This window comes from Virgisporangium ochraceum, from assembly GCF_016863655.1.
In the GTDB taxonomy this organism is placed as follows: domain Bacteria; phylum Actinomycetota; class Actinomycetes; order Mycobacteriales; family Micromonosporaceae; genus Virgisporangium; species Virgisporangium ochraceum.
The window spans coordinates 20,938-43,765 of sequence record NZ_BOPH01000016.1 but is presented as its reverse complement, the minus strand read 5'-3'; the positions used below and the strand labels follow the sequence as shown (position 1 = coordinate 43,765).

Here is a 22,828-nt window from a genome sequence, read left to right as displayed (position 1 = left end):
CGCGCCTACGACAGTTTCCGCGCGAGCGCGACGACCTGATCGCGGTAGGCGTCACCGAACAGCTCCACGTGCACGAGCATCAGGTGCAACTGATGGGCGGCGACGCGCTCACGCCAGCCGTCGGCGAGCGGCGCGACCTCCCGATACGCGGCGAGGATGCGGTCGAGGTGCGGTGCGCCGCCGAACAGTGCCAGGAACGCCAGGTCGGTCTCCCGGTGCCCGGCGTGCGCGGCCGGGTCGACCAGCCAGGCCCGGTCGGCCGCCCAGACGACGTTGCCCGGCCACAGGTCACCGTGTATCCGGGCGGGCGGCTCGGCGCCGCCGAAGACCCCGTCGGAAATGCGCTCTTTCGCCCGTTCGACCAACCTGGCGTCGTCGCCGGACAGCCGCGACAGGTACGGCGCGAGCCGGAACTCCGCGAACCACTCCCCCCAGGCGGTGTCGACCCGGGTGTTGTCCAGCGGCACCCGGCCGATGTATCCATTCCAGCCGGCGCCGAACGACGACGGCGGCTCGAACCGGTGCAGGTCGGCCAGTTCGCGGCCGAAGCGCTCGGCGTTCGCCGCGGTCGGCGGCGACGGCTCGATCCACTCCAGCGCGAGGAGGTCGGGTAGCTCGGCGAGCACCTCGGGAACGGCCACCGCCCGCGCGTCGCGCAGCCACCGCAGCCCGGCCGCCTCCGCGGCGAAGAAGCCCTCCGGCGGGTCCTTGAGCGTCTTGGCGAACACCGACGCGCCGTCTTCGAGCGTCAGCCGCTGCGCGACGCAGATCGACCCGCCGGACACGGGCGTCTCGCGGATCCGCTGGTGGGTCAGGAACGCCGACAGGTGGGACGGGTGTGCCTTCAGGTACGCGAGATCCATCAGCGGGCCGAGTCGAGCGCGTCCCGGGCGAAGGCGTACGTCTTCAGCTTGGCCCGCACCGGCGCGACGATCATCTCCATCGCGACGTTGGCCGCCGCGTTGCGGAGCTTCTTCTCCGCGCTGCGCCGGGCCCGTTTTGCGCCCTGCCGCACGAACGGCCGCACCACGATCGACAGCAGCAGCCCGAAGAGCAGCCCTCCGAGCAGCAGGATCGTCGGCAGCGGCAGCACACCGACCTCGGGTGTCGGCAGTTCCGGCAGCCCGATCGCGAACATCGCGAACCGCACACCGAGCCACACCAGCCCGGTGAGCGCGACCAGCGCGCCGACCCACTGGGCCACGCCGACCATCCGCCACCAGCGGCGCTGTTCGGCCAGGCCGAGGTCGGTGCGGGCGATCGCGACGTCGAGCGCGTCGGGAACGTCGTCGAGCCGCGACCGGGCCGCGTCGAGCAGGACGGCCGGCCACGGGTCGGGCAACTGAGCGGGGGTGCCGCCGGCCGCGGCTCGTTCGGCGATCGAACGGCCGGCCAGCGCCACGGCCGCTTTCTCGGCAGCGGTCGAGCCGGGCAGCGAGGTCGCGGGTACCGGCGCGTCGTCCTCGGGTGACCGGCGCCGGCGCGGCAGCACGCCGCCGCTCTCCACGGGCGTGGTCCGCTGGGACTCGTGCAGGTGCAGCCGGCGCAGCGGGTCGGGCCGCACGCGGCGCACCCACTGGACCAGCGGCCAGCTGGTCGCCGCGCTCGCCCGGTGCAGGTAGGCCTGCTCGGTCGCCTCGACCACCGCCGGAACCCCGGCCGCGTCGGCGAGCGAGTCGCTGAGCCGCCGGATCGAGTCGCGGTCGATGTCGGCCTCCGAGGCCGGCGCGGCGACCAGCGGCGCGAGGTCGGTGGCGGCGACCGAGACGTCGGCGGCGATGCGCTGGAGGGCCGCCTGCCGCGCCGCGACGGTGCGTTCCAGGAGGGCGCGCAGGTCGCTGGTGCCGGGCAGGCCGATCGCCGAGGTGGGCAGCACCGGCACCTCGCCGAGCCCGCGGCTGTCGAGGAGCCGGCGCAGGTCGGTGGCGACCCGCTCCACGTCGGTGACGGCGAGCCGGTCGGCCTGGTTCAGCAGCACCACGGTGACGTCGCTGTGGGTGCGGAACTGGGCCAGGTACTTGTCGTGCACGACCTTGTCGGCGTACTTCTGCGGGTCGAGCACCCACACCACGAGGTCGACGAGCTCGAGCAGCCGGTCGACCTCGAGCTGGTGGTCCTTCTCGATCGAATCGAAGTCGGGCAGGTCGAGCAGCACGAGCCCGCGCAGGACGGCCTCGTCGTCGCCGTCGAGCGCGCTTTCCCGGGTGAACCTCGCGCCGGCGGGGATGTTGAGCCAGTCGAGCAGCGACCGGGCCGGCGCCGCCGGTCCCCACGTGCAGGCGTGCGCGACGCCGGTGGTCGGCCGACGCAGCCCGACCTGCGACAACGGCAGGCCGGCGATCTTGTTGAACAGGCTGGACTTGCCGCTGCCGGTCGCGCCGGCGAGCGCCACGACCGTGTGGTCGCCGCTGAGCGACAGCCGCATGCCCGAGCGTCCGAGCACGGTCCGGGCGGCCTGCAGGCGTTCGGCCGGCACGCTGGTTTCGACCAGGTCGACGAACTTGCCCAGTGCGGTGACCCGCGACACCAACCGCTCGCCGTCGACCGGTCGGATCCTCGTCGCTACCGTCATCTGTCTCCCGCCGTCTTGATCAGGCCGGGCCGGGGCACCTCACCGGCCGGCAGGTTCACGGCCTGCCGGGCGGCCGACACGTCGGTCGCGGAGTCGCGCAGCCGCCAGGCCGTCCGTGGGTCGACCATCGTCATGGCGCGCGGTCCGTCGAATCGCGCGGCCTCCGCGTTCAGCAGTTCCTGGACCCGCGTGAGCAGGTCGGCGCGGGCCCGCTCGGCGAGGGACCGGACGGCCTGGTCGCCGAAGATGGCCTCGAGCACCTTCTGCGCGGCGACCGTGGTGCCGGCGGCGGTGGCGACCTCGAGCCCGGTCGGTATGAACGCCGTCGCCGCGAACACGCTGACCATCACCAGCAGCCCGGTCGCGTTGACCGCGTACGCGCTCACCTTCGCGATCTTGAGCTTGCCCTCGGCCTCCTGCCGCACCATGTCGAGCACGCCGCGCTGCCAGTCGCGCACGAGCCGCTGGGCGTTGCTGTCGAGGTCGGGCGACGGTTTGGCGAGCTCCGGGGTGAGCAGCTTGGCGCCGGCCGGGTGGTTCTTCCACGCCGTGGTCGCCTTCTCTGCCGCGTCGGCGGCGGCACCGCGGATCAGCGTGACCACGCCGGACTCCAGCGCGGCCTGGAACTGCCTGCCGGGCGCCGGCTTGCCGGTGACCGTCGCCACCACCCGGTCGCGGGCGCGTCCGACCCGGGCCTGCAGGGCACGCATCAGGTCGCCGGTGCCGACGAGTTCCTGCCAGCGGGAGAGCACCTCGCCGCGGAGCAGCACGCCGTCACGCATGCCGTTCTCGATGGCGTTCTCGGCGTCGGCGTACGCGGTCTGCACCGCGCCGGCCAGCGCCTTCTCTGCCGCGACCTGCTCGTCGGCCGCGGCGGCGAGCCGGTCCACCACCGGGCCGAGCGCGTCGATCGCGCCGCCGACGGTGCGCCGCACCACCGCGGCCCGGGCCTGCGAGGAGTTGGCCAGCTCGTCGAACCAGGCCCGCAGCGGGGTGATCACGCGCTCGGCGAGCAGGCCCTGGCCGTCGAGGGAGGCCTCGGGCAGCACGAACAGCGGGGCACCGCCGAGCCCGTTGTCACGCAGCATCTGGGTGAGGTGCGGGCCGATCTCGTCGGCGGCGCCGGGCGGCACCCGGTCGAGCACCAGCGCCACGACGGTGCCGCGCTCCTTCGCGGTGCGCAGCAGCGTCCACGGCACCGCGTCGGCGTACCGGGCCGCCGTGGTGACGAACAGCCACAGGTCGGCGGCGGCGAGCAGTTGGGTGGCCAGGGCCCGGTTGCTGTCGACGACGGAGTCGATGTCGGGCGCGTCGAGGAACGCCAGGCCGGGGCTGAGGTGCGCGGCGTTGACCACCTGCAACGAGTTCGGGTCGGTGCTCGGGCCGGAGGTGCGGGCCATTCCCGGGAGCAGGTGGCTGCCGGCGAACCAGGGCAGGTCGGCCGGGTGGCAGACCAGCACGGGTGCCCGGGTGGTCGGCCGCAGCACCCCGGCGGGGCTGACCGGCGCCCGCACGAGGCTGTTGACCAGCGTCGACTTGCCCGCGCCCGTGGATCCGCCGACGACCACCAGCAGCGGCGCGTCGAGCCGGCGCATGCGGGGCAGCAGGTAGTCGTCGAGCTGGCCGACGGTGGCCGCCCGGGTCGCCTCGGCCTCTTCGGCGCCGGGCAGGTTCAGCGTGTACCGCGAGGTGGCCAGCGTGTGCCGCAGCCCGACCAGTGACGCGGTGAGCTTCGCGACCTCGACGCTCTTCGGCGAGGTTCCGTTGGCCGTCGACCCGTTCTGGTGCCGGGCGGCGGCGAGGGCCTCCGCTTCCTCCCGCCGGGTCGGCGCCTCGGCCGGAACGGTGTCCGGCTGGGCGGCGGGCTCCGGAGCGGCCGGTTCCGCCTCGACGGCCTCGACCGTCTCCCCTTCCGGCTCAGCGTTCACTTCCGCCTCTTCCGCCGCTGCGGTGGTGTCGGCCTCCGTGTCGGCTTTTGAGTCGGCGGCGATCGGCGGCCACGGCGGCGGTGCCGACGCGGGTGGCGCCGTGGCCGGCAGGGTCGCCCGTGTGGAGGGCGCCGGGACGTACGGTGCCGCGGCCCGCAACTGCTCCGTGGGAGGCGCGGCCGCCCGCAGGGGCTCGGTCGGCGGCGCCTTCGCCACCGACACGGGGGCCGGCGTGGCCCCGCCGGGATCAGCCACGGTCGGCGTCTCCACTGCCGGTTCGGCCGGCGGTTCCGTCGCCCGTTCCGCCGCCTGTCCGGCGTCGGGGTCCGCCACCGGGGGCTCCTCGGCCACCTGCGGCGAGGGCGGCCCCGACGGGGGCAGACCGGCCGGGGGCGGTGCGGGTTTCGTGGTGCGCCGGGCCAGGGGAACCGGCGTCACCGAACGCGGCCGGGCAGGTTCGGCCAGCGGTGCGGGATCGCTCGGCGACGTCACGGTGTACAGGTTGCCCGATCGGGGTCTTTCGCAACAGCCCAACCCCCGGCGTTCGGCAATACGATCCGGGCACGATCCGCGACTGCCCGCAACTTCTGTCACATATTCCCTGGTGGACGGCGTTCGCTGGTGTACCGGTCCTCACAGGTGGTGACGGGGAGGCATACTTGCGTCTGGTGGACTCAACTCCTAATGTTGAGTCCAGCACACTCAACTATCGGAGGATCATCCACCATGGCACGTGCGGTCGGCATCGACCTGGGTACCACCAACTCGGTGGTGGCCGTCCTCGAGGGTGGCGAACCCACCGTCATCGCCAACGCCGAAGGGTCGCGGACGACGCCGTCCATCGTCGCGTTCGCTCGCAACGGCGAGGTGCTGGTGGGCGAGGTCGCCAAGCGCCAGGCGGTCACCAACCCCGACCGGACCATCAGGTCGGTCAAGCGCGAGATGGGCACGAAGTGGTCCATCGACATCGACACCAAGAAGTACACCCCGCAGGAGATCTCCGCGCGGGTGCTCATGAAGCTCAAGCGCGACGCCGAGGCCTACCTCGGTGAGACGATCAGCGACGCGGTGATCACCGTGCCGGCGTACTTCAACGACGCCCAGCGGCAGGCCACCAAGGAGGCCGGCGAGATCGCGGGCTTCACCGTCTCCCGCATCGTCAACGAGCCCACCGCGGCCGCTCTGGCCTACGGGCTCGACAAGGGCTCCAAGGAGGAGACCGTTCTGGTCTTCGACCTCGGTGGCGGCACCTTCGACGTCTCGCTGCTCGAGCTGGGCGAGGGCGTCATCGAGGTGAAGAGCACCAGCGGTGACAACCACCTCGGTGGTGACGACTGGGACCAGCGGATCATGGACCACCTGGTCAAGACGTTCCGGGGCCAGCACGGCATCGACCTGTCCCAGGACAAGATGGCGATGCAGCGGCTCAAGGAGGCGGCCGAGAAGGCCAAGATCGAGCTGAGCGCCGCACAGACCACCAGCATCAACCTGCCTTACATCACGGCGAGCCAGTCGGGCCCGCTGCACCTCGACGTCAGCCTGTCGCGGGCCGAGTTCCAGCGCATGACGCAGGACCTGCTCGACCGCTGCAAGAACCCGTTCCACCAGGCGATCAAGGATGCCGGCGTCAGCGTCTCCGCCATCGACCACGTGATCCTGGTCGGCGGTTCGACCCGGATGCCCGCGGTGACCGAACTGGTCAAGGAGCTCACCGGCGGCAAGGAGCCCAACAAGGGCGTGAACCCCGACGAGGTCGTCGCGCTCGGTGCGACCCTGCAGGCCGGTGTTCTCAAGGGCGAGGTCAAGGACGTCCTGCTGCTCGACGTCACCCCGCTGTCCCTCGGTATCGAGACCAAGGGCGGCATCATGCACAAGCTGGTCGAGCGCAACACCACGATCCCGACCAAGCGCTCCGAGGTCTACACGACGGCCGACGACAACCAGCCGTCCGTGCTGATCCAGGTGTACCAGGGCGAGCGCGAGATGGCCGCGTACAACAAGAAGCTCGGCACCTTCGAGCTCACCGGCATCGCGCCGGCGCCGCGCGGTGTGCCGCAGATCGAGGTCACCTTCGACATCGACGCCAACGGCATCGTGCACGTGGGTGCGAAGGACCTGGGCACCGGCAAGGAGCAGTCGATGACGATCACCGGCGGCTCGTCGCTGCCGAAGGACGACATCGAGCGCATGATGCGCGACGCTCAGGACCACGCCGACGAGGACAAGCGCCGCCGCGAGGAGGCCGAGACCCGCAACGTGGCCGAGGCCCTGCAGTGGCAGACCGAGAAGTTCCTGGCCGAGAACGGCGACAAGATCCCCGAAGACAGCAAGACGGAGATCAACGAGGCGCTGGGCGACCTGCGGGCCGCACTCGGTGGCCAGGACATCGACAAGATCAAGACGGCGCACGAGAAGCTGTCGGAGGCCTCGCAGAAGGCCGGCACCGCGATCTACCAGCAGGCCCAGGCCGCTCAGCAGGCCGCGGCCGGCGGTGGCGGCGCCACGGGCGACACCCCGTTCGGCGACGCCGGCTTCGGTGGCGCGCCCGGCGCTGGCGAGAGCACCGGTGGTCCGTCGTTCACCAAGGAGTCTGCCGCCGACGACGTGGTCGACGCCGAGATCATCGATGAGGACGACAAGAAGTGACCCACAGCCGACGTTCTTCGGAAGCACCGTCGCCGGAGGCCGCCGGAGACCCGGCCGCCAAGGTCGACACGGCCGCCGAGGCGAGCGCCGGCGAACCGGCGGGCAACGGCGACACCGGGAAGCACTCCAAGCCGGACGGGGCGGGCAAGCACGCCGCCCCGGACGAGAAGCTGGAGAAGGTGCACGGCGATCCGCTCGCTGAGGCGGTGAAGGACGCCGTCGGCGACAATGAGGTCGCCGGCGGTACCGCCCAGAGCGCCGAGATCGGCGCCCTGCGCACCGAGATCGACGAGCGGGTCCGTGACCTGCAGCGCATCACCGCCGAGTACGCCAACTACCGCAAGCGGGTCGCCCGTGACCAGGCGAACGCCCGCAACGACGGTATCGCCGAGGTGCTCGGCGTGCTGCTCCCGGTCCTCGATGATCTTGATCGGGCCCGGGAGCACGGTGACCTGACCGGGCCGTTCGGTGCGGTCGCCGACCAGTTGGTCGCGGCGCTGGGCAAGTTCGGGTTGACGCCGTTCGGTTCCCAGGGCGACGCGTTCGACCCGACCCGCCACGAGGCGGTCGCGCACCGCACCTCCGCCGAGGTCACGGAGCCGTCGTGCGTGTCGGTGATGCGGCGCGGCTACCTGCTCGGCGAGCGGCTGCTGCGGCCGGCGATGGTCGAAGTTGCGGATCCGGAATAAGAAGACAGAGGAGGTGACCGGGTGAGTTCCAAGGACTGGCTGGAGAAGGACTACTACAAGGTGCTTGGGGTCACCCGGTCCGCCTCCGCCGACGACATCAAGAAGGCCTACCGCAAGCTCGCCCGCGAGCTGCACCCCGACCGGAACCCGGGCGACGCGGCCGCCGAGACCAAGTTCAAGGCGGTCTCGGAGGCCAACGCGGTGCTCTCCGACCCGGCGAAGCGCAAGGAGTACGACGACACGCGCTCGCTGTTCGGTGGCGGGGCGATGCGGCGCAACGCCCGGCCGGGTGGCGGCACCAGCAGCGTGCCGTTCGACCTCGGTGACCTGTTCGGCAACCAGGGATCCGGTGCCGGCGGAGCGACGACCGGCGAGCGGGGCCGCTTCGGCGGCGGCTTCGGCGATCTGTTCGGCTCGCTGTTCCAGGGCAACTCCGCCGCCCGGCGCGGCGGGCCGAACCGGGGCCGCGACGTCGAGGCCGAGCTGGCGCTCGGGTTCGAGGAAGCGGTGCAGGGCGCGACCCTGCCGTTGACGCTGCGGGCGCCCGGGCGGTGCGAGACCTGTCACGGCACGGGTGCCAAGCCGGGCACCGAGCCGCGCACCTGCCCGAAGTGCAACGGCGTCGGGCTGGTCTCCACGAACCAGGGTGCGTTCCAGTTCTCCGAGCCGTGCCGCGACTGCCAGGGCGTCGGCACGGTCGTCGACGAGAAGTGCGGCGACTGCAAGGGAACCGGCGCGGTCACCAAGCCGCGCACGCTCACCGTGCGGATCCCGCCGGGGGTCGACGACGGGCAGCGCATCCGCCTGTCCGGCCGGGGCGAACCGGGCGACCGGGGTGGCACGGCGGGCGACCTGTACGTGCTGGTGCGGGTCAAGCCGCACGCGTTGTTCACACGGTCGGGGCAGAACCTCGGTATCACCGTTCCGGTGACCATCGCCGAGGCGACGCTCGGGGTCGACGTCGTGGTGCCGACGCTCGACGGTCAGGTGACCGTGCGGGTGCCTCCGGGTACCCCCAGCGGCAGGGTGCTCCGGGTCCGGGGCCGGGGTGTGCCGCGGAAGAGTTCGACGCCGGGCGACCTGCTCGTCACGATCGAGGTGCAGGTGCCCAAGGAGCTGTCTCCCGAGGCGCGCAAGGCGATGGAGGAGTTCGCCACCCACACCGCTCCGGCGGGTCGGGAGCGCATCGAGGCGGAGCTGTCGAAGGGACGGAGGTCGCCATGACTCAGTTCGAAGCCGACGCCAAGGTCCTGATCATCTCCGTGGCGGCCCGCATGGCCGGCATGCATCCGCAGACGCTGCGGCAGTACGACCGTCTCGGACTCGTGCAGCCGCAGCGCACGCCGGGTGGCGGGCGCCGGTACAGCGCCCGCGACGTCGCCCTGCTGCGCGAGGTGCAGCGGCTCTCCCAGGAGGAGGGCGTCAACCTCGCCGGCATCAAGCGGATCATCGAGCTCGAGCAGTGGGCCGAGCAGCTCCAGCAGCGGGTCGAGCAGCTGGAGCGGGCGCTCGACGAGGCGCACCGGATGCTGGCCGAGACCAACTCGGCCGCGTTCCCGAGCCGCGACCTGGTGCGCCGCACCACGCAGCGCTCAGTGGTGATCTGGCGCCAGGGCCAGCTGTAACCCCGCGCGGCGATCTTGGACGATTGTGCATCGAATTCGATGCACAGGCGTCCAAGATCTACTGTCTAGATGCGGCGGGGGCTGCGGACCAGCCCGCCCTCGCACCAGTCGTAGTAGTCGAACAGGTCGGGCCGGTTCTGGAGGGCCCGCACGTTGTGGGCCCAGCCGGTCAGCAGCGCGTCGCCCTGCTCCTCGGCCTGTTCGACGAACTTGCGGAGCCGCCGCTTCGGGTGGGCCCGGAAGCCGGTGCGGATCGAGTCGGCGGCGTAGATGTACATGCAGTGCAGGGCGAACCGCCGGGCCGGGCAGCCGGCGTCGAACGCGAGCTCGAACGTGGTGCCGACGAGCCGGTCGTTCGAGGCGACGAGCAGGTCCCAGTCGGCCGGCATGGTCTCCAGCGGCACCGAGTCGGGGTGGTACGCCCAGGCCTTCAGCTCGGCCGGTTGCGGGTCGACGGGATTTCCGAAGCCCCGGAACGATTCCTGCTGCACGCTCACCGATACTCCCCGGTGTTCCATCCGGTGCCCACTTTGCCCGGAATCCGCCTTGTTCACGGGGATCTGGGCTGGGCTCACGGTAGCCCGAACAGCACGCTGGGCGGAAGAGGGGGAACCGCCTGGGCAGGCCCGATGCGCCGACCGTTACCAAAGCGATCGACGACCCTCCCCATCGCCGCCGGCGCTTCGTCCCACAATGGGAGCCGTGTCGGACCGCCTCCCGCTGCGCCGAACGGTCGCCGTGGTCGCGGCCGCCGTCGTGGTGCTCGCATCGGGCGCGTGCGGTCCGAAGAAGAAACCCATAGATGACGCACGTGAGCGCGGGTCGGCTGCGTCCGCCGGGCCGGTCGAGCGGCACAGCGAGCTGACCGTCCGCGAGGGGCTCCGCCCGCAGGTGCTGGAGTTCGCCAACGCCTACACCGGGTACGTGCTGTTCTCGGGCTGCTCGCAGGAGTGTCGCGGAGCGCTGTTCGTCACGTTCGACGGCGGCCAGAGCTGGGTCGAGCGGACCCTGCCCTTCGAGCGGGCGGAGGCGGCGCGGCTCTGGCTGGTCGACGCCGACACGATCATCGTGGCGAGCCAGCCGCTGGGGTGGTTCCGGTCCTCCGACGCCGGGCGCACCTTCGTGCGGGGCGGCGACGGCGAGCCGGCACCGGCGGAGTACCTCCGCGGTCCGGGCGTCGGCTGCGTCGACCAGCAGCAGGAGTGCACGCCCGTCCTCCTGATGGACGGCCGTCCGGCGCCGACGCAGCCTCCGCTGGACGGCGGTCTGCGTGGCGTCGACCGGGCACCCGACGGCACGCTCCTCGCGGTCGCGGCATCCGGAACGTCGGTGGCCGCCGCGGCGAGCCGCGACGACGGTCGTAGCTGGGCGCCGCTCGGCGAGCCGGTGACCGTGCCGGCGGCCGACTCGGTGCGGCTGTCGGTGTCACCCGACGGCAGGGACGTGTGGCTGGTCGCGAACGGCACCGACACACTTTCCGCCTACCGGTGGGACGAGGGTGAATGGCGTGAGGTGAAGCGCGGCATCGCCCTGCCGACCCGGCTGGGCGGCGCGGTCGCGCTGGGCGGCGGGGTGCTGGCGGTGGCGTGCAGCCGGTTCAGCTACCTGCACTTCGACGGCCATTTCCACCACTCCGACCGGCCGATGAACGCGGTCTCGGTGCGCCGGCTGGGCGACGGCACCGTGCTGACGTCGGTAGCGCCGTGGGACGTCTGGCTGGGTAGCGGCAGTGGCGGCATCCGCGTGTGGAACCGGGTGACCGTCGACGCCAGGTGGCGCTGACCCCGGTCCCATCGGGTTGTTCCCGCATTGCGTTGCCGCTCTAAAGTTGAGCGAGGTAGGCTCAACTCACCGACTTTGTGAACACCGACCGGGGAGCCCATGAACGCCGAACGCCTCACCAACAAGAGCCGCGAGGTGATCTCCGCGGCTGTCGCCACGGCAACGCAGCGTGGCCACGCGACCGTCGAGGCCTGGCACCTGCTGCTGTCGTTGCTCGACACCGGCGGCACGTACGCGCCGGCCCTGCTGCGCGCGGCCGGTGCCAACGCCGCCGACGTGCGCCGGGCCGCCACGAAGGCCCTCGACAAGCTGCCGACCGTCAAGGGGTCGAGCATCACCGAGCCCACGCTCGCCCGCGAGTTCGCCAACGCGATCGGTGCCGCCGAGCAGATCGCCCGCCCGTTGGGCGACGAGTACACGTCCACCGAGCACCTGCTCGCCGGTCTCGCCCGCGTCGGCGGCCCGGTGGCCGACACGCTACGGCAGGCCGGCGCCACCGAAGACACCCTCGTGGCCGCGTTCCCCCAGGTGCGCGGCGGCGAGCGCCGGGTCACCAACCCCGACCCGGAAGCCACCTACCAGGCGCTGGAGAAGTACGGCCTCGACCTCACCGCGCGGGCCCGCGACGGCAAGGTCGACCCGGTCATCGGGCGCGACTCCGAGATCCGGCGCGTCATCCAGGTGCTGAGCCGCCGTACCAAGAACAACCCCGTCCTCATCGGTGAGCCCGGCGTCGGCAAGACCGCCATCGTCGAAGGGCTGGCGCAGCGCATCGTGGCCGGCGACGTGCCGGAGTCGTTGCGCGACAAGCGTCTGGTGAGCCTCGACCTCGGCGCGATGGTCGCCGGTGCCCAGTACCGCGGGCAGTTCGAGGAGCGCCTCAAGTCCGTCCTGGAGGAGATCAAGAACTCCGACGGCCAGGTCATCACGTTCATCGACGAGTTGCACACCGTCGTGGGGGCCGGCAAGGGCGAAGGCTCGATGGACGCCGGCAACATGCTGAAGCCGATGCTGGCGCGGGGCGAGCTGCGCATGGTGGGTGCCACCACGCTCGACGAGTACCGCGAGCACATCGAGAAGGACCCGGCGTTGGAGCGCCGGTTCCAGCCGGTCTTCGTCGGTGAGCCGAGCGTCGAGGACACCATCGGCATCCTGCGTGGGCTCAAGGAGCGCTACGAGGTGCACCACGGTGTCCGCATCACCGACGCGGCGATCGTGGCGGCGGCCGCGCTCTCCGACCGCTACATCGCCGACCGTTTCCTGCCCGACAAGGCCATCGACCTCGTCGACGAGGCGGCGTCGCGGCTGCGGATGGAGATCGACTCGCGTCCCACCGAGGTCGACGAGATCGAGCGCATCGTGCGGCGCCTCGAACTCGAGGAGATGGCGCTCAAGAAGGAGCCCGACGAGGCGAGCGCGCACCGGCTCGACCGCCTGCGCGGCGAGCTGGCCGAGCGCAAGGAGCAGCTGGCCGCGCTGAACGAGCGGTGGCGCACCGAGAAGGAGCACATCGCGGCGATCGCCAGCACCAAGGAGCAGCTCGAGGCGCTCAAGGACGAGTACAAGCTCGTCACCCGGGAGACGACCTACGACGCCACGCGGGCGTCGGAGCTGGAGCACGGGCTGATCCCCGAGCGTCAGCAGCAGCTGGAGCAGGCGGAGCGGGAGCTGGCCGCGCTGCAGGCGGCCGGCGCGATGCTGAAGGAGGAGGTCAGCGCCGACGACGTCGCCGCGGTCGTGGCGGCGTGGACGGGCATCCCGGCCGGCCGGCTGCTCGAGGGCGAGACGGCGAAGCTGCTGCGGATGGAGTCGTCGCTGCGGGCGCGCGTCATCGGTCAGGCCGAGGCGGTCTCCGCGGTGTCCGACGCGGTGCGCCGGGCCCGTGCGGGCATCGCCGACCCCGACCGGCCGACGGGCAGCTTCCTGTTCCTCGGCCCGACCGGTGTCGGCAAGACCGAGCTCGCGAAGGCGCTCGCCGAGTTCCTCTTCGATGACGAGCGCGCGATGGTGCGCATCGACATGAGCGAGTACGGCGAGAAGCACTCGGTGGCCCGGCTGCTGGGTGCGCCGCCCGGGTACATCGGGTACGAGGAGGGCGGCCAGCTCACCGAGGCGGTGCGCCGGCGTCCCTACTCGGTGGTGCTTCTCGACGAGGTCGAGAAGGCGCATCCCGACGTGTTCGACGTTCTGCTGCAGGTGCTCGACGACGGTCGGCTCACCGACGGGCAGGGCCGCACGGTCGACTTCCGCAACGCGATCCTGATTCTCACGTCGAACCTGGGTTCGTCGGTCATCGCCGATCCCACGCTCACCGGTGAGCAGATCCGCGACGCCGTGCTGTCGACGGTCCGCTCGCATTTCAAGCCCGAGTTCCTGAACCGTCTCGACGACATCGTGGTGTTCGCGGGCCTCACCTCCGACGACCTCCGCGCGATCGTCGACATCCAGTTGGCGCGCCTCAGCAAGCGGTTGGCCGAGCGGCGGCTGGCGCTCGACGTCGGTGACGCGGCCCGCGACTGGCTGGCGAGCCACGGATACGACCCCGTGTACGGGGCGCGGCCGTTGCGGCGCCTGGTGCAGACCGCGATCGGCGACCAGCTCGCGAAGGCGCTGCTGGCCGGCGACGTCCGCGACGGCGACACCGTGGTGGTCGACCTGGCCGACGACAAGAAGGGTCTGGTCACCCACCCCCGGTAGTTACCTCCGCTTTCCGCCGGTCCCGGTGTCCTTCTCCGGGACCGGCGGTCCTCCTTCTCGGGGCGGTCGCGCGTTCGGCCCGGTGCCGATAGTTTGTGCTGGCGCATTTACGAGGAGGAGATCCCGAATGGCCTTCCCGGCTGAGCCGCCCGCCCCATCCCGCATGCCGCGTCCGGTTCAGGTGAGCATCGCGGTCTGGGCGCTGTACCTTCTGGCAGCGCTCCAGATCATCAGCGCGATCCTCTCGCTCACCACGCTGGGCGCCACCATCGACGCCGCCCGCGACGTGGTCGAGGGCACCCGCGAGGGCGACACGATCATCGCGAGCGTCCGCATCGGCGGCTTCATCGGTCTGGCCTTCGCGCTGGCGTTCGCCATCGGTTTCGGCGTGCTGGGCCTGTTCGTCGGCCGCGGCAACCAGCCGGCCCGCATCATCTCCTGGGTCGTACTCGGTCTCATGTTGTGCTGCAACGGTTTCGGCCTGCTGGGCGCCGCCGCCGGTGGCGTCCTCAGCGGTGCCGGCGGCGGCAGCACCGGCGACGTAGACCAGGAGGAGCTGGCCCGCGCCATCGAGAACGCCATCCCCGGCTGGGTCACGCCCGTCAACTACCTCCTCCTCTTCCTGGGCCTCCTGGCCTCCGCGGCCGGCATCATCCTGCTGGCCCTTCCCGCGGCCAACGAGTACTTCCGCAAGCGCGAACCCCTCTGGGAACCGCCCGTCCCCGGCGCCTACTACCCGTCCCCCACCGCCCCGGGTACTCCGGGCCACCCAGGCGCGCCAACCACTGCGGGCGCTCCTGTCACTGCGGGCGCTCCTGTTACCCCCGGCGCATCCGGTGATTCTCCGGCCGCTCCTGCTGTCGACGTGACCAAGCCGTCCCCCGGCGAAGCCACAGACGCCGAACCCTCGATCGCCGAAGCCTCCACGCCCGGCGAGCCATCCCCCGCCGCCGAACCGGCGCCCACCGCCGACTCTCCAACGGTTCCCACGGCCGCCGCCGCACCCACTCCGTCGGCCGCCGCCGCGCCGTCTGCCGATGCCGCGCCGTCTGCCGATGCCGCGCCGTCGGACCGGGAGTCCGTCCGGCCAGGCGCTGCCACCGACGAAGCCGCCCCATCGGGCATCGCCCCCGGCGCCGCCGACGCACCCGCGTCTGCCGACGAACCCGCCGCCGAGGCAAGCGCGTCCTCCGACGCACCCACCGACGAGCGGGCCGAGGAGCGCGACGGCGAGCGTGACGACCGGCCCGGCTCCGCGGGTCCGTCCGGTACCGCCAACCCGCCACCGTCGTCATGAGCGGGCTTGCCGTCGTCACCGGTGCTACGGCCGGCATCGGGGCCGCGTTTGCGCGGCGGCTGCATGCCGACGGGTACGCACTGCTGCTCGTCGCCCGCGACGCGGAGCGGCTCGCGGCGATGGCCACCGAACTCGGCGGTGCGGGCGGCTCGGTCGAGACGGTGCCGGCCGACCTGACGACGGGCGAAGGGCTTGCCGCGGTCGAGAAGCAGTTGCGGGAACGGCCGGTCGAGATGCTCGTCAACAATGCGGGCATCAGCTTGAACCGGTCGTTCGTCGAGTCGACGGCGGAGGACGAGGAGCGGCTGCTGGCGTTGAACGTCACAGCAGTGATGCGCCTCACTCTCGCGGTGCTGCCCGGGATGGTGGAGCGCGGCCGGGGTGGTGTCGTCAATGTGTCGTCGGTGGCGGGGTTCGGGGTGCCGATGCCGGGGTCGACATATTCGGCGTCCAAGGCGTGGGTGACGAACTTCAGCGAGTCGGTCGGGGAGTCGGTGCGCTCCCGTGGGGTACGGGTAATGGCTCTGTGCCCCGGCTACACGAAGACGGAGTTCCATCAGCGGGCGGGCATCAACATGTCCCGCACGCCCGAGTGGATGTGGCTGGCCGCCGATGCGGTGGTCGCCGATGGGCTGCGCGATCTGAGGCGTGGCAAGCGGGTGAGCGTTCCCGACTGGAAGTACAAGGTGGCGGTGTTCGGTATGCGACACCTGCCGCGCGGGCTGATCCGTCGGGCCACCCGAGACGTCCGGGGGCGCATCGGCCGCGACGAGTTCGACCGCGATGAGGCCCAGCGGCGAGAGGGTAAGAGCTGACGCGAGCGTGGCGTCCGGGCGCATGACGGCACGGCGCGACCGTTCGGCAGAGACGCACGACAGCAGTGACACGGCGGGGCCGGCAGGGCAAGGGCCCACGCAAGCCCTGTAGGGGGCGCACGAACGGTCGACAGGGGTGCCCGAAGCGGCTGACCGGGTGCGCGAACAGGTTAGGTGACGGGGTTCTGCCAGCTAATACCCAGGTGATCAAGATACTCTTCGAAACATGTCCGACCTCGATGAACTGCGCGGGCTGATCCAGGAACTCGCAGTTGTGCATGGCCGGGTCACCCTGTCTTCGGGCCGAGAAGCCGATTGGTACATCGACCTACGCCGGGTGACTCTCCATCACGCGGGAGCGCCCCTCGTGGGGCGGGTGATGCTCTCGCTCACCGAGGACCTCGGGTACGACGCCGTGGGCGGCCTCACCCTCGGTGCCGACCCGGTCGCGACCGCGATGATGCACGCCGCCGCCGCGCAGGGGCGCAAGCTCGACGCGTTCGTGGTTCGAAAAAGTGAGAAGGCGCATGGTTTGCAGCGCCAGATCGAAGGGCCGGACGTAACGGGGCGCCGGGTCCTGGCAGTCGAGGACACGTCGACCACAGGAGGGAGTGTTCTCACCGCTGTGGAGGCATTACGACGGAATAGCGCCGAAGTGACCGGGGTAGCGGTTATCGTCGATCGCGGTGCGGAACATGCCGTTCGCGCCGCGGGGATGATCTACCGCTCCGCGTTCTCGTTGGCCGACCTCGGCCTAAAGTCTTGAAGAAATGTCGATTCGGACCTGCAGATATGCAGACGAGTCGATGCTGGTTGGTGGAAGGATAGGGGTTGTGGGAACTGCGTTGGCCGAAATGACCATGCCGCAAATTTCGCCGCTTGCCGGCGAACCGATCGACCGTGCCGATGCCGAGCGTCTCGCCGGCGTCCTGAAGGCTCTCGCCGACCCGGCGCGCCTTCGGCTGTTGAGCCTCATCCAGTCCTCGCCTGACGGCGAGGCGTGCGTGTGTGACCTCACCGCGCCGCTGGGGCTCTCTCAGCCCACTGTGAGTCACCACCTCCGCATCCTGACGGAGGCCGGGCTGCTCGAGCGGGAGAAGAGGGGGGTCTGGGCGTTCTACCGCCTGGTGCCCACCGCGATCGGCACCATCGCCGATCTGCTGACCCCGCCGCGGAAGCGCGCCACCCGCAAGGCGCCGCGCTGACGCGTGGGTTACCCGGTCGGTGACATACGCGACCAGGTGGCGCACCTGGGTCGGTCCGCGGTAGCGGCCGGTCTGGTGGTCGGTTCGGGCGGCAACCTGTCCGCCCGGGCCTCCGGCGCCGACGACATCTGGGTCACGGGTGCGGGTACGTGGTTGGACAGGTTGCACCCCTCAGCCTTCCGCCGCGTCCGAATCTCAGACGGGGCCGTCCTCGACGCCGCTGAAAGTTCAGCCGACAGCGGTGTCGACGGCACGGAAACCGGCGACGGAGCAGATCGTGCCGCTCCGTCGCCGTCCTCAGAACTCGGTCTGCACCTGGCGACCTACCGGGCCAGGCCCGACGTCAACGTCGTCGTGCATCTGCACCCGCAGTCGGTGCTGCTGCTCGACGCGCTCGACGAGCCGATCCGGTTGATCACGACCGACCATCTCGCATACGTGCGTGAAGTGGTGCGCGCCCCGTTCGCTGTGCCCGGCACCGAACGGGTCGGCACCCTGGCCGCCGCCGCGGTCAGCGGCGGCGCCAACTGTCTGGTGCTCGCCAACCACGGCGTCAGCATCCTGGCCGGCTCCGTCGAGCTGGCACACAAGCGCGCCTTCTGCCTGGAAGAGGCGGCCCGGCTCACCTACTCGGCGCTCGTCCTGGGCCGGGTGGCCGACCTGCGCCCCTGCCCGCCGGATTTCGATCCGGCGCTGGGCAAGTACAGTCTTGAACCGTGAATAGCGCCGAGAAGACCCGCGCCCTCCTCGACGGCCTTGCCCTCAACCCCCTCGACGTCAAAGGCCTCCTCAAGACGTTCGGGCTCGTCGGCGTCTGGGTCATCCTCTTCGCCGAGACCGGTCTGCTGATCGGCTTCTTCCTCCCCGGTGACTCGCTGCTGTTCCTCGCCGGCGTCGCCGCCTCCCCCGTCGCCGACGAGCTTGTCGGCACCCGGCTGTCCCTCACCGGTCTGCTGATCGGCGCGCCGGTGTGCGCCATCGCCGGTGCGCAGCTCGGTCACTGGCTCGGCGCGAAGTACGGGCGGAAGATGTTCGCCCGTCCCGACTCCCGGTTCTTCAAGCTGGAGTACGTCGCCAAGGCCGAGTACTACTTCCAGAAGTTCGGCTCGGCCAAGGCCGTGGTCCTGGCGCGTTTCATCCCGATCGTCCGCACGTTCCTCAACCCGGTCGCCGGGGTGCTCGGTATGCCGGCAAAGACCTTCTTCGTCTGGAACGTCATCGGCGCGATTCTGTGGACCGACGGCATCATCATCGCCGGCTGGGCCCTGGCCAAGCAGATCCGCGACGTGATCCCGGACGGCCAGATCGACAAGTACATCCTGCCGGCCGTCGCGTTGATCGTCTTCATCTCGATCCTCCCGATCCTGATCGAGATGTACCGCGAGCGGCGCAACAAGAAGCGCCAGGCCCGCGCCCAGGCGACGCTCGACCAGGCCTCCATCGACCGCGCCGACTTCGACGAAGCCCGCCGCACCCAGTAACCCGCTACCCCCGCGCCGGCCCGCCACCCCGCGCCGGCCCGCCACCCCGCGCCGGCCCGCCACCCCGCGCCGATCTTGCAGTTGTGGCCCCCTGCAAAGCGGGACATAGCACGAAATAGGTGCGGCCAGAAGTGCAAGATCGGCGCGGTAAGGCGCGGGGCGGCCCGGCGCGGGGCGCGGCGAGGGCGCGGGGCGCGGGGAGGGCGCGGGGCGCGGGGAGTTACAGGCGGGGGTCTACCGGTTCGGATTCGCAGGCGAGGATCGCGAACACCAGTTCGTGGCAGCGCCACAGTGGTTCGCCGGCGGCAAGGCGGTCCAGGGCGGCGACGCCCAGGCTGTACTCGCGCAGCGCCAGGCCCCACTTGCGGCCGAGGCCGCGCTGGCGGAGCCGGGCCAGCTGGCCCGGATCGGTGTAGTCGGGGCCGTAGATGATGCGCAGGTACTCGCGGCCCCGGCACTTGAGGCCGGGCTGGATCGACCGGCCCGTACCGGGCTGCGCGGGTACGGCGCCGGCCAGGGGCTTCACCACCATTCCCTCGCCGCCCTCGGCGGTGAGGGCCAGCCACCAGTCGGTCACCGTGTCGACGTCGGTCACCGTCGTCGTCAGGCGTCGGGTGGACGCGAACAGCTCCGGATCGGCGGCCACCAGCCGGTCGGCCAACGCCAGGTGCCAGGCGTTGTCCCGGGTCACGCCGGCGAAACCGGCGCCCGCCAGCACGGCGAACGGCGCCACCCGCAGGCCCTTCAGACCGTCGACGGGCCAGACATAACGCTCGATCACCGCCCGGAAGCCGGCCGCGTTGGCGTCGCGCTCGGCGAACTTCGAGCGCAGGGCGCGCAGCGCACCGGGGTCCTCCAGCGACCGGCCCAGCGTCGAGTCGAGCACCGCCACCGCGGCGGGTAGCGCCGCACCGGCGGCGACACCGACCGGGGCGTACTGGTCCCGGATCAGGCCCTGTGCCTTCGCCGACCAGGGCATGATCTCGGCGTCGAGCATCAGCCAGTCGGTGCCGAGCTCGTCCCACAGGCCGGCCGCGCCGACGGCGTCGCGCACCCGGGCCAGCAGCGGCTGCGCGTCCGGGAAGAAGGGCCGGCCGGTGCGGGTCCAGACGGCGCCGTCACCCTCGATGCCGAACGCCGACAGAGCCGCCGCCGGCGTACGGGCGACGAGCACGACGGCGCGTGACCCCATGTGCTTCTCCTGGCACACGATGTCGGTGACGCCCATCTTGGCGTAGTCGGCGAGCGCGCGGGTCGGGTGCTCCAGGTAGCCGTCGAGGTCCGAGGTCGACGACGGCGCCATCGTCGGCGGCAGCCACCGCAGCCACCGCGGGTCGATCGCGAACCGGCTCATGACCTCCAGCGCCGCCGCCGCGTTCTCGGCGGCGACGGTCACCCGGCCGTACCCGGTGTCGAGCACGCGGCGCCCGGTGAGGTCGGCCAGCGTCAGCGCGTCGAGGTTCGTCGCCGGTCCGGCGGGCTTGAGGGGACGGACGGGAGCGTAGTACTCGCGAGCGGCCGGAACGGTGACGATCTGGCGCTCGGGGTACCGCAGGGCGGTCAGCGCGCCGCCGAACACGCAGCCGGTGTCGAGACAGATCGTGTTGTTGATCCACTCGGCGCGGGGCGTGGGGGTGTGGCCGTAGACGACCGCCGCCCGGCCGCGGTAGTCGTTCGCCCACGGGTACCGGACGGGCAGGCCGTACTCGTCGGTCTCCCCCGTCGTGTCGCCGTACAGGCAGAACGCCCGCACCCGTCCCGACGCCCGGCCCTGGTACGCCTCCTTGCACCCGGCGTGCGCGACGACGAGCTTCCCGCCGTCGAGCACGTAGTGGCTGATGAGACCGGACAGGAACGGCTCCAGCCCGTCGACTGGCGACGCCTCCAGTTGTTCGAGCGTCTCGGCCAGCCCGTGCGAGACCCGCACGTTGCGGCCGCGGAGCTTACGCAGCAGCTTGTCCTCGTGGTTGCCGGCCACGCACAGCGCGGTACCGGCCTCGACCATGCCCTTCACGAGGCGCAGCACGCCGGGGGTGTCGGGGCCGCGGTCGACGAGGTCGCCGACGAACACGGCGGTGCGGCCGTCGGGGTGTGCGGCGCCGTCTTCCCGCACGGTGTATCCGAGCTGCGTCAACAGCGTGACCAGCTCCGCGTGGCAGCCGTGCACGTCGCCGATGATGTCGAACGGACCGGTGAGCTCCCGCCGGTCGTTGTAGAGGCGCTCGTACTCGATGCGCTCCACGACGTCTCCCGGGTTCACGACCCGGACATGCCGGAAGCCCTCGCGCTGCAGACGGCCAAGCGAACGACGCAGGTCGCGGTGCTGACGGGTGACGACGTTGCGGCCGAAGTCGCGGTCGGTGCGGGCCTGGGTGCGCTCCCAGCAGACGTCCTCGGGCGTGTTGAGGACGATCGCGACCGGTAGCGCGTCGTGCGCCCGCGCCACCTTCACCAGTTCGGCGCGGGCGTGCTCCTGCACGTTCGTCGCGTCGATAACCGTGAGCCGCCCGGCGCGCAGCCGCCGGCCCGCGACGTCGTGGAGAAGCTCGAAGGCCTCGGCGGTGACCGACTGGTCGTTCTCGTCGTCGGCGAGCATCGCGCGGAACATGTCCGACGACAGCACCTGCGACGGCGCGAAGTGCTTCCGCGCGAACGTGCTCTTGCCCGACCCGGACGGTCCGACCAGCACCACGAGGCAGAACTCGGGAATCATCATGAGGTGAACACCGCCAGCTGGGTGGGTGCGCCGACCTCCGGGTCCGCGTCGCCGACGCCGGTGACGTCGACGGAGTAGCCGTGGTCGGCCGCGACCCCGGCGCACCAGGCGGCGAACGCGGCCCGGCTCCACTCGAAGCGGTGGTCGTGGTGCCTCATGCCGGTGAGACCTTCGTAGCGCACGTTGTACTCCACGTTCGGGGTGGTGACGATGACGGTGGCCGGACGGGCGTGCCCGAACACCGCGTCGGCCAGGGCGGGCAGCCGCGGCTCGTCGAGGTGCTCGATGACCTCCATCAGCACGGCGGCGTCGTAGCCCTTGAGCCGGTCGTCGCGGTAGGTGAGCGCACCCTGGAGCAGCTTGATGCGGCTGCGCTGGCGCTCGGGCAGCCGGTCGAGCCGCAGTCGGCGTTCGGCCATCGCGAGCGCCAGCGTCGAGACGTCGACGCCGACGATCTCGGTGTAGCGGCGGTCGCCGACCAGGTCGCCGAGCAGCGCCCCTCCCCCGCAGCCGAGGTCGAGCACGCGTTCGGCGCCGGCCGCGGCCAGTGCCGCGGTGACGGCGCGGCGGCGCTGCAGGGCCAGCGGCTCCTTGCGGGCGGTTTCGGGGAGTTCGGCGTCTTCGTCGGTTTCGGTCGCGGCGGTTTCGACGGAGTCGTCGGCCTCCTCTTCCGCGAGCCTCGCGAGCGCGACGCTTGCGAGCGACCGCCGGTGCGCCAGGTAGCGCCGGGCGATGAGACCGCGTTTCGGGTGACCGGCGAGCCAGCCGGTACCGGCCCGCAGCAGCTTGTCGACCTCGTCCGGAGCGACCCAGTAGTGCTTGGCGTCGTCGAGAACGGGTAGCAGGACGTAGATCTGGTTCAGGGCATCGGCGATCCGCACCGTGCCCTTCAACGTGAGGTCGACGTACCGACTGTCGTTGATCGGTATCGCGGTGACCTCCCAGCCGAGCGGCCCGAAGAGCTCCTCGGCGAGGTCGGCGCCGCCGCGGCAGCGCAGCGCGGGCAGGCGCAGTTCGAGGGGGACCGGCGTGGCGACGAGGTCGGGCCGCTCCTTCGACGTGCCGCGCAGCGCGCTGCGGAACACCTGGGCGATGGCCGCCGACAGCAGGCTCGACGCCGCGTACGGGCGGTCGTTGACGAACCGGCCCAGCGTGAAGTCGTCGGGGCGTTCCCGGCCGCGGGTGCGCAGCGCGGCCGGGTCGATGTCGAGAACGAGGGCCGCGGTGCAGCGCTCCGGCGTCGCCTCCGGGTAGCAGACGTACGCCCTGCCGGTGCTCACGGTGAACTCGTGCACCCGGTCGGGATGCTTGACCAGCAGGTAACCCAGATCGGTCGCGGGCCTCAGAGTCGTCGTGATCGTGAGCAGCACCCGCG

The 22,828-nt window shown here is 71.5% G+C and carries 18 protein-coding genes; 12 read left to right on the top strand and 6 right to left on the bottom strand.

The features are described from left to right. Positions 1-5: 5 nt before the first annotated feature. Genes Voc01_RS05400 through Voc01_RS05390 form a run of 3 tightly spaced genes read right to left on the bottom strand, consistent with a single transcriptional unit; the run spans position 6 to position 4,992 of the window. The gene (locus Voc01_RS05400; RefSeq protein WP_203926144.1) at positions 6-863 is read right to left on the bottom strand and encodes a fructosamine kinase family protein; all 858 of its coding nucleotides are present in this window, start codon (positions 861-863) and stop codon (positions 6-8) included. Then, positions 863-2,572, bottom strand: coding sequence for a GTPase (locus tag Voc01_RS05395; protein ID WP_203926143.1), 1,710 nt, complete (start codon positions 2,570-2,572; stop codon positions 863-865). The genes Voc01_RS05400 and Voc01_RS05395 overlap by 1 nt, the downstream gene beginning before the upstream one ends. Then, positions 2,569-4,992, bottom strand: a complete 2,424-nt coding sequence (locus Voc01_RS05390) for a GTPase domain-containing protein (RefSeq protein ID WP_239159969.1) — start codon at positions 4,990-4,992, stop codon at positions 2,569-2,571. The genes Voc01_RS05395 and Voc01_RS05390 overlap by 4 nt, the downstream gene beginning before the upstream one ends. A 234-nt stretch (positions 4,993-5,226) precedes the next feature. Here Voc01_RS05390 and dnaK point away from each other — a divergent pair, with 234 nt between their 5' ends. From dnaK to Voc01_RS05370, 4 genes are read left to right on the top strand one after another with little or no spacing between them, the layout of a single operon-like run. Further along, positions 5,227-7,146, top strand: coding sequence for a molecular chaperone DnaK (gene dnaK / locus Voc01_RS05385; protein ID WP_203926142.1), 1,920 nt, complete (start codon positions 5,227-5,229; stop codon positions 7,144-7,146). Beyond that, the gene (locus Voc01_RS54575; RefSeq protein WP_203926141.1) at positions 7,143-7,835 is read left to right on the top strand and encodes a nucleotide exchange factor GrpE; all 693 of its coding nucleotides are present in this window, start codon (positions 7,143-7,145) and stop codon (positions 7,833-7,835) included. Before dnaK ends, Voc01_RS54575 begins: the two co-directional genes overlap by 4 nt. Positions 7,836-7,856: 21 nt before the next feature. After that, positions 7,857-9,059 carry a molecular chaperone DnaJ gene (dnaJ, locus tag Voc01_RS05375; RefSeq protein ID WP_203926140.1) on the top strand — a complete coding sequence of 401 codons (1,203 nt, stop codon included), beginning with the start codon at positions 7,857-7,859 and terminating at the stop codon, positions 9,057-9,059. Further along, complete coding sequence (locus Voc01_RS05370) at positions 9,056-9,460, top strand: heat shock protein transcriptional repressor HspR (RefSeq protein WP_203926139.1); 405 nt, start codon at positions 9,056-9,058, stop codon at positions 9,458-9,460. The genes dnaJ and Voc01_RS05370 overlap by 4 nt, the downstream gene beginning before the upstream one ends. 65 nt (positions 9,461-9,525) lie before the next feature. On the opposite strand, the gene Voc01_RS05365 is transcribed toward Voc01_RS05370, so the two are convergent. Then, a complete protein-coding gene (locus Voc01_RS05365) occupies positions 9,526-9,957 on the bottom strand; it encodes a hypothetical protein (protein ID WP_203926138.1) in 432 nt (143 codons plus the stop codon). Between the two features lie 205 nt (positions 9,958-10,162). On the opposite strand from Voc01_RS05365, the gene Voc01_RS05360 reads away from it, so the two are divergent. From Voc01_RS05360 to Voc01_RS05325, 8 genes are all read left to right on the top strand, one after another. Further along, positions 10,163-11,242 (top strand): WD40/YVTN/BNR-like repeat-containing protein, encoded by a 1,080-nt coding sequence (locus Voc01_RS05360; RefSeq protein ID WP_203926137.1) that lies wholly within the window; start codon positions 10,163-10,165, stop codon positions 11,240-11,242. 99 nt (positions 11,243-11,341) lie between these two features. Next, the gene (gene clpB, locus Voc01_RS05355; RefSeq protein ID WP_203926136.1) at positions 11,342-13,939 is read left to right on the top strand and encodes an ATP-dependent chaperone ClpB; all 2,598 of its coding nucleotides are present in this window, start codon (positions 11,342-11,344) and stop codon (positions 13,937-13,939) included. Between the two features lie 163 nt (positions 13,940-14,102). Beyond that, complete coding sequence (locus Voc01_RS05350) at positions 14,103-15,236, top strand: hypothetical protein (RefSeq protein ID WP_203926135.1); 1,134 nt, start codon at positions 14,103-14,105, stop codon at positions 15,234-15,236. Next, a complete protein-coding gene (locus Voc01_RS05345; RefSeq protein ID WP_203926134.1) occupies positions 15,233-16,051 on the top strand; it encodes an SDR family NAD(P)-dependent oxidoreductase in 819 nt (272 codons plus the stop codon). Before Voc01_RS05350 ends, Voc01_RS05345 begins: the two co-directional genes overlap by 4 nt. Positions 16,052-16,277: 226 nt before the next feature. After that, the gene (gene pyrE / locus Voc01_RS05340; RefSeq protein WP_203926133.1) at positions 16,278-16,817 is read left to right on the top strand and encodes an orotate phosphoribosyltransferase; all 540 of its coding nucleotides are present in this window, start codon (positions 16,278-16,280) and stop codon (positions 16,815-16,817) included. A gap of 94 nt (positions 16,818-16,911) precedes the next feature. Next, a complete protein-coding gene (locus Voc01_RS05335; RefSeq protein WP_203926179.1) occupies positions 16,912-17,256 on the top strand; it encodes an ArsR/SmtB family transcription factor in 345 nt (114 codons plus the stop codon). Between the two features lie 36 nt (positions 17,257-17,292). After that, the gene (locus tag Voc01_RS05330; protein ID WP_239159968.1) at positions 17,293-17,976 is read left to right on the top strand and encodes a class II aldolase/adducin family protein; all 684 of its coding nucleotides are present in this window, start codon (positions 17,293-17,295) and stop codon (positions 17,974-17,976) included. Then, on the top strand, positions 17,973-18,737 hold the full coding sequence (locus Voc01_RS05325) for a DedA family protein (RefSeq protein ID WP_203926131.1): 765 nt from the start codon (positions 17,973-17,975) through the stop codon (positions 18,735-18,737). The genes Voc01_RS05330 and Voc01_RS05325 overlap by 4 nt, the downstream gene beginning before the upstream one ends. 220 nt (positions 18,738-18,957) lie before the next feature. Here Voc01_RS05325 and Voc01_RS05320 read toward each other — a convergent pair whose 3' ends face one another. After that, positions 18,958-21,453: a polynucleotide kinase-phosphatase gene (locus Voc01_RS05320; protein WP_203926130.1), complete on the bottom strand. Its 2,496-nt coding sequence runs from the start codon at positions 21,451-21,453 to the stop codon at positions 18,958-18,960. Next, entirely contained in the window at positions 21,450-22,823 is a 1,374-nt protein-coding gene (locus Voc01_RS05315; RefSeq protein ID WP_203926129.1) for a 3' terminal RNA ribose 2'-O-methyltransferase Hen1, read from the bottom strand. The genes Voc01_RS05320 and Voc01_RS05315 overlap by 4 nt, the downstream gene beginning before the upstream one ends. Positions 22,824-22,828: the final 5 nt, after the last annotated feature.

Bases quoted from the DNA above. Each gene is read 5' to 3' on its own strand.
- clpB (WP_203926136.1), top strand. From the start codon at position 11,342: ATGAACGCCGAACGCCTCACCAACAAGAGCCGCGAGGTGATCTCCGCG.
- Voc01_RS05335 (WP_203926179.1), top strand. From the start codon at position 16,912: ATGCCGCAAATTTCGCCGCTTGCCGGCGAACCGATCGACCGTGCCGAT.
- Voc01_RS05395 (WP_203926143.1), bottom strand. From the start codon at position 2,572: ATGACGGTAGCGACGAGGATCCGACCGGTCGACGGCGAGCGGTTGGTG.
- Voc01_RS05350 (WP_203926135.1), top strand. From the start codon at position 14,103: ATGCCGCGTCCGGTTCAGGTGAGCATCGCGGTCTGGGCGCTGTACCTT.
- Voc01_RS05370 (WP_203926139.1), top strand. From the start codon at position 9,056: ATGACTCAGTTCGAAGCCGACGCCAAGGTCCTGATCATCTCCGTGGCG.
- Voc01_RS05400 (WP_203926144.1), bottom strand. From the start codon at position 863: ATGGATCTCGCGTACCTGAAGGCACACCCGTCCCACCTGTCGGCGTTC.
- pyrE (WP_203926133.1), top strand. From the start codon at position 16,278: ATGTCCGACCTCGATGAACTGCGCGGGCTGATCCAGGAACTCGCAGTT.
- Voc01_RS05345 (WP_203926134.1), top strand. From the start codon at position 15,233: ATGAGCGGGCTTGCCGTCGTCACCGGTGCTACGGCCGGCATCGGGGCC.
- dnaK (WP_203926142.1), top strand. From the start codon at position 5,227: ATGGCACGTGCGGTCGGCATCGACCTGGGTACCACCAACTCGGTGGTG.
- Voc01_RS05320 (WP_203926130.1), bottom strand. From the start codon at position 21,453: ATGATGATTCCCGAGTTCTGCCTCGTGGTGCTGGTCGGACCGTCCGGG.